This is a genomic window from Microbacterium sp., from assembly GCF_049661145.1.
Classification (GTDB): Bacteria; Actinomycetota; Actinomycetes; order Actinomycetales; family Microbacteriaceae; genus Microbacterium.
Genome location: NZ_JBASZT010000364.1, coordinates 1 through 5977 on the forward strand (window position 1 = coordinate 1; position 5977 = coordinate 5977).

Here is a 5977-nt window from a genome sequence, read left to right on the forward strand (position 1 = left end):
AACGCGCGATCTCGAAGTATCGCGCCAAAGGCCGAGACAGCATCGATCGGCGCACCTATCCCGCGACACTCCGCACCAAGATCTTGACTCCCGACCCCGACGGCTAACCGAACGGCATTGCGGTTAGATCAGTCAGCAGCCGTGTTGTCGCCGAGGGCTTCGGCAGCCTCCTGACGGGCGATGACGATACGGTGGCCGCCTCAAGTGGGCTGTCAAGGTCAAGAAGTTCGAGCACCTGCCCCGCGTCACCCTCAAAGGGCTTCGGCACGCGCACGCGACGATCCTCATGGAACTCGGTGTGCTGCCCAAGGTCGTGCACGAACGCCACGGGCACTCCACCATCACCACGACCATGCACATCTACAGCCACGTCACCCCGACGACGCAGAAGAACGCCGTCGAACAGTTCGCGGCCCGCCTCGCCGGAGCCTGAACTACGCGAACCGATAGAGTCGAGGGATGCGCGCACCGGGCAACCTGCCGTCCGTCGACGGGCGCCGCTTCGCCGCCGTCGCGGACACGGTCGGCGGGGAGGTCGGGCCCGAGACGGTGTTCACCTATCACGAGGCGGACGGCGAAATCTGGGCGGAGTACGCCGGCGGCAAGGTCCGCCGCGGCTACCTCGTCGGCACTCGCGACGGCGGCACGCTCCGCTTTCGCTACGCGCAACTCAACGCGAGCGGCGAGACCTCGACGGGGCGCTGCCGCTCGCAACTCACCGTGGACGAGCGTGGCCGCCTGCGCCTCGACCAGACCTGGCACTGGGAGTCGCAGCCCGGCAGCGGCATCAGCTCGGTCACCGAACTCGACTGACGGTGGGCGCACTCCACTCGCGGCAAACGCCTCGACGACCGCGCGGAACGCTCGCGGTCCAGGTTCGGGTAGCGGGAGAGTTCCGGCTCGATCTCATCGAAGGCCGCCTGAATCGCCGTCCAGGATGCGCCCGACCCCATCCACTCTTTCTGGCCGATAACCCCCGGTAACCAACGAAGTAGCCCCTCACCTTGGATATGAAATCCCTGGTGAGGGGCTACTTTCATACTGTGCGCGAGGGGGGACTTGAACCCCCACGCCCTAATACGGGCACTAGCACCTCAAGCTAGCGCGTCTACCTATTCCGCCACCCGCGCATGGGTGTGGTTGTCGCAAAGCAGTGTCAACCGAGGATCGAGCCTAGCACGTCCGCCGCGCTGTCATACACAGCCGACACGATACTGTCGGCGCTATGCCGCCGACACTCCGAACACGAGACCCAACAGGTACGTGATGGCGGCCGCGCCGAAGCCGATCGCAAGCTGCCGCAGCCCGCGTCGCAGCGGCGGCGCCCCGGAGAGCAGCCCTACCATCGCTCCAGTCGCCAGCAGCGCGAGTCCGACGAGCACCAGGGCGAGCACGACGGCTGCGAGACCGCTGAGACCGAACAGCCATGGCAGCACCGGGATGATCGCACCCGACGCGAAGAACAGAAAGCTGGAACCCGCGGCCGCCAACGCGCTGCCCACGACCTCGTGGTCGCCACCGGCGACCGGTATCGGCCCCGTCAGGGGGGCAGCGTCCGCACTCCGTGCCGCTTCCAGCACCCGGCGCGCACGTGCCTCGGCATCCGCCTCGGACATACCGCGCGTGCGATAGACGAGCGCCAGCTCGTTTGCATCCAGGTCCAGGTCGGGCAGCACCTCATCGGCGTAGTCGCTCGGCTCGGTAGCGTCGAGCAGCTCACGTTGGGAGCGGACCGACACGTACTCCCCCGCACCCATCGACAGTGCCCCCGCCAGCAGGCCCGCGATACCACTGAACAGCACGAACTGCGCCGCGACCCCGGTCGCGCCGATCCCCATGACGAGGGCGAGGTTCGACACCAGGCCGTCGTTCGCGCCGAACACTGCCGCCCGGAACGTCCCCGACAACCTCCGCCGTCCCCGCGCCGCGAGGCCGCGCACCACCTCCCGATGCACGCGTTCGTCGGCCGCCATCCGCGCCGTCGCGTGCGGATCGTCGGCATACGGAGAGCGACCCTCGGCGTTCTGCGCCAGCGCCAGCACGAAGATAGACCCGAAGCGCCGCGCCATCCAGCTCAGCATGCGCGAACCGACGCTCGGGGCCGGCAACCGCGGCGGCTCTCCGCCCAGCAGCTCCAGCCAATGGGCCTCGTGCCGGCCTTCCGCGTCGGCGAGCGCCAGCAGGATATCCCGTTCCTCGCCCTCGCGCCGCTGCGCGAGCTCTCGGTACACGCGCGCCTCGCCGCGCTCATCGACGAGGTACCGCGCCCAGCGCCGACGGTCGCGTGCGGTGGGCTCGGCAGAGGTGGTCACGGCACCCCACGCTATCCGCGGCGACGACGCGATCCCGACCGGATGCCGGGATTGCCAGCATTTCGGGATTCCGAACCGCGACTCCCGTCGGGCCGCGCCGGGTCAGGACCGCACGCGCCGGCGCAGCACGTCGATGCGCGCCTGCAACTGGGCGACCGTCGCACGCGCAACCTCCGGGCCGCCGCACACCCGCCGGAGCTCCGCGTGGACGGCGCCGTGCGGCTCGCCGGTCTGTCGCGCATACAGGCCGACGAGGCTGTTGAGCAGCTGCCGCTGCTCCCGCAGCGTGCGGTGCAGGGCGGGTGGGAGCCCGTCGGGACGAGCGGCTGCGTCGGCATCCGTCGCCGTCCCCCCCTCGCTCCCCTCGCTCGCCTCCCGGGCCCGGCGATGCCGGCTCTGCCGCGCCTGCCGCTGCATGAGCAGCTCGTGCACGTGCTCGGGCTCGAGCAGTCCCGGCAGCCCCAGGAACTCCTCCTCCTCGGGAGTGCCCGGCACGGCGAGCTGCCCGAACTCTCTGCCGTCGTACAGTACGCGATCGAAGTGCGCGACCGAGCCGAGAGCCTGGTAGCTGAACTCGTGCTCGAGCTCGTCCGACGCCTTCTCCTCGCGTTCCGCCTCGGCCAGCAGCGTGTCCTCGAGGCCGTCGTCGTCACCGGACTCCCGGTCGAGGGCGTGGTCGCGCTCGCGCTCCAGCTCTCCGGCGAGCGCGAGCAGCTGCGGCACGTTGGGGACGAAGACGGATGCCGCCTCGCCGCGCCGCCGGGCGCGGACGAAGCGGCCGATGGCTTGGGCGAAGAACAGCGGGGTCGAGGCGCTCGTCGCGTACACGCCGACTGCCAGGCGGGGCACGTCGACCCCCTCCGACACCATCCGCACCGCCACCATCCACCGGGTCGTCGCGTTCGCGAACGTCTCGATGCGGCCCGAGGCTGCCTTGTCGTCGGACAGCACGACCGCCGGCTCCTCCCCCGTAAGCTCGCGGAGGATCCCCGCGTACGCCCGCGCTGCGGTCTGATCCGTCGCGATGACGAGCCCCCCGGCGTCCGGCACGTCCTGTCGCACTTCACTCAGCCGCCGGTCGGCGCTGCGCAGCACGGCGGGGATCCAGTCACCCTCGGGGTCGAGAGCGGTCCGCCAGGCCTGCGCTGTCACGTCCTTCGTATTGTCCTGCCCGAGGTGCGCTTCGAGCTCATCACCCGCCTTCGTCCGCCAGCGCATCTTTCCGGCGTAGACGAGGAACAGCACGGGACGCACGACGCCGTCGGCCAGCGCCCTGCCGTATCCGTAGTTGTAGTCCGTCCGCGACAGCCGGATGCCCTTCTCGTTCGGGTGATATTCCACGAACGGAATGGGCGCCGCGTCGCTGCGGAACGGTGTGCCCGAGAGCAGCAGTCGCCGTGTCGCGCGGCCGTACGCCTCACGCAGCGCGTCGCCCCAACTGAGGGCGTCGCCGCCGTGGTGCACCTCGTCGAGGATCACGAGCGTGCGGGCATCGATCGTCAGCCGCTGATGCACCGACGCCTTGACGGCGACTTGCGCGTACGTGACGGCGACGCCATGGAACTGGCGCGCCGGCGCATAGCTCCGGTTGCTGAACCGCGGATCGAGGCGGATGCCGATGCGGGCCGCCGCGTCAGCCCACTGCGTCTTCAAATGCTCGGTCGGCGCGACGACGACGATGCGGTCGACGACGCCGCGGCGCAGCAACTCGGATGCCAGGCGCAGCGCGAACGTCGTCTTTCCGGCACCGGGGGTCGCCGCCGCGAGAAAGTCCCGCGGGCCCTTGCCCACCCCATCGGGGCCGTCGGCAGCGAAGTACGCGTCGAGCGCTTCGGCCTGCCAGGCGCGCAACCTCTGCGCCGTGCCCCACGGCGCCCGCTGCGGGAACGCGGGCGAGAGGTGCTCGGCGGCGAAGCTGCCGAAGCGCTCCTGCACCTGTTCGGCTGCCGCCTCCGCCTCGTCCACGTGTGAAACCCTAAACGACCCCGCCGACGTGACGGCGCGGGTAGCCTCGAAGCGACCACGAGTCACCCTTTCGTATCAGGAGCGGAATGAGTAAGAACGAACCGACCCCCGACCAGCATCGCTCACCGTACGTCCCGAACGAGAACTCCCATCCATGGCGCCGGATGGTCGCGATCGGCGACTCGTTCACGGAAGGGATCGGCGACCCCATCCCTGGCACCGCAGACGGTCACCGCGGCTGGGCGGACCGCGTCGCGGAGGTTCTCGGCGCCCAGGTCGACGACTTCGCCTACGCGAACCTCGCCGTCCGCGGCAAGCTGATCGCGCAGATCGTCGCCGAGCAGATCGAGCCCGCGCTCGCGCTAAGCCCCGACCTCATCACGTTCTCCGCGGGCGGCAACGACGTTATCCGTCCCGGCGCCGACCCGGATGCCGTGGCGGCGCAGTTCGAGGATGCGGTCGCCCGCCTGAGCTCGCAGGGCGCGACGCTCGTCGTGTTCACCGGTATCGACACCGACTTCACGCCCGTTTTCCGCGGCATCCGTGGCCGTGTCGCGATCTACAACGAGAACGTCCGCGCGATCGCCGACCGCTATGACTGCATCGTCGCCGATCAGTGGGCCCTCAAAGAGGTGCAGGACCCGCGCTTCTTCGACGACGACCGGCTGCACTACAACGCGCTCGGCCATCACGAGGTCGCGCGCATGGTGCTGCGGGTGCTCAACGTGCCCAATGACCTGCAGCCCCTGCAGCCGGACCCGCTGCCGACGCTCACGTGGCGTGAGGCGCGCACCAACGACCTCGTGTGGGCGCGCACGCACCTCGTGCCGTGGGTGTTGCGGCGCCTGCGCCACCAGTCCTCGGGCGATCACATCACCGCCAAGCGCCCCGAACCGCTGCCGGTGATCGTCGAGGCGCCCGCGCAGAACCGCACCGCCGGTCCTGGCTCGCTCGTCTGAAGCCCCGAGGCAGCGCACGGTCGCCGACCTTCAGGTGGCGCGTCCCGCGGAAACGCTGGGGGCATACCCGCGGAAAGCGTCACCTGAACAACAGCCCCATGGATGCCGACGCGAGACCGGCGGGTCAGCTTTTCAGCGGCGTTGCCGCGCCGTGGGGCGGGAAAGTCTGGGTCATGTCACGAGACTTTCGCATCAGCTCTTCAGGGGCGCTGCCGCGCCGTGGGGGCGAGAAAGTCTGGCACATGTTGCGGGACTTTCGGGTCAGCGCAGGGCCCAGAGCGCAACGGCGGCGGCCGCGGCGACGTTGAGCGAGTCGACGCCGCCCGCCATCGGAATCGTCACGACCGTGTCGGCCGCGGCGAGCGCGTGCCGCGACAGACCGTCCCCCTCCGCGCCCATCAGCAGTGCGACGCGATCAGGACGGGAGGCGGCGAACACGTCCAGCGACACGGCCCCCTCAGTGAGAGCGAGCGCCGCCAGGTGCAGACCCGCCTCGTGCAGGATGCCGCGGCCAGCCGCCCATCCCCCGTCACGGCCGTCGCCCGGCAGCCGGGTCCACGGCACCTGGAACACGGTACCCATGCTGACGCGGACGCTCCGGCGGTAGAGCGGGTCCGCGCAACGGGGTGTCACGAGCACCGCATCGGCCCCGAGCCCGGCCGCCGCCCGAAAGGCCGCCCCGACGTTCGTGTGGTCGACGATGTCCGCCAGAATGAGCACGAGGCGCGCGCCGGCGACAAC

The 5977-nt window shown here is 70.2% G+C and carries 5 protein-coding genes, 1 tRNA gene and 1 pseudogene; 3 read left to right on the forward strand and 4 right to left on the reverse strand.

The genetic code is table 11. From position 1 onward, the window contains the following. Positions 1 to 226: 226 nt before the first annotated feature. Together WBP48_RS15005 and WBP48_RS15010 are read left to right on the forward strand one after the other, a co-directional pair. A pseudogene (locus WBP48_RS15005) lies at positions 227 to 433 on the forward strand (tyrosine-type recombinase/integrase); the annotation flags it as partial. Positions 434 to 459: 26 nt separating this feature from the next. Continuing rightward, the gene (locus WBP48_RS15010) at positions 460 to 813 is read left to right on the forward strand and encodes a hypothetical protein (RefSeq protein ID WP_424441559.1); all 354 of its coding nucleotides are present in this window, start codon (positions 460 to 462) and stop codon (positions 811 to 813) included. A 231-nt stretch (positions 814 to 1044) separates the two neighbouring features. Here the strand turns inward: WBP48_RS15010 and WBP48_RS15015 are convergent. The 3 genes from WBP48_RS15015 to WBP48_RS15025 form a co-directional block, all read right to left on the reverse strand. Further along, positions 1045 to 1130, reverse strand: a tRNA-Leu gene (locus WBP48_RS15015). 93 nt (positions 1131 to 1223) lie between these two features. Then, entirely contained in the window at positions 1224 to 2312 is a 1089-nt protein-coding gene (locus WBP48_RS15020; RefSeq protein ID WP_424441560.1) for a VIT1/CCC1 transporter family protein, read from the reverse strand. A 102-nt stretch (positions 2313 to 2414) separates the two neighbouring features. Next, positions 2415 to 4277 carry a DEAD/DEAH box helicase gene (locus WBP48_RS15025; protein WP_424441561.1) on the reverse strand — a complete coding sequence of 621 codons (1863 nt, stop codon included), beginning with the start codon at positions 4275 to 4277 and terminating at the stop codon, positions 2415 to 2417. Between the two features lie 86 nt (positions 4278 to 4363). Here WBP48_RS15025 and WBP48_RS15030 point away from each other — a divergent pair, with 86 nt between their 5' ends. Continuing rightward, positions 4364 to 5236, forward strand: a complete 873-nt coding sequence (locus tag WBP48_RS15030) for an SGNH/GDSL hydrolase family protein (RefSeq protein ID WP_424441562.1) — start codon at positions 4364 to 4366, stop codon at positions 5234 to 5236. 261 nt (positions 5237 to 5497) lie between these two features. Here WBP48_RS15030 and WBP48_RS15035 read toward each other — a convergent pair. Beyond that, on the reverse strand, positions 5498 to 5977 hold a 480-nt coding region (locus WBP48_RS15035), incomplete at its 5' end, for a TrmH family RNA methyltransferase (RefSeq protein ID WP_424441563.1).

What these genes read in the sequence shown, in the direction of transcription:
- WBP48_RS15010 (WP_424441559.1), top strand. Translation starts at nt 460, where the DNA reads ATGCGCGCACCGGGCAACCTGCCGTCCGTCGACGGGCGCCGCTTCGCC.
- WBP48_RS15030 (WP_424441562.1), top strand. Translation starts at nt 4,364, where the DNA reads ATGAGTAAGAACGAACCGACCCCCGACCAGCATCGCTCACCGTACGTC.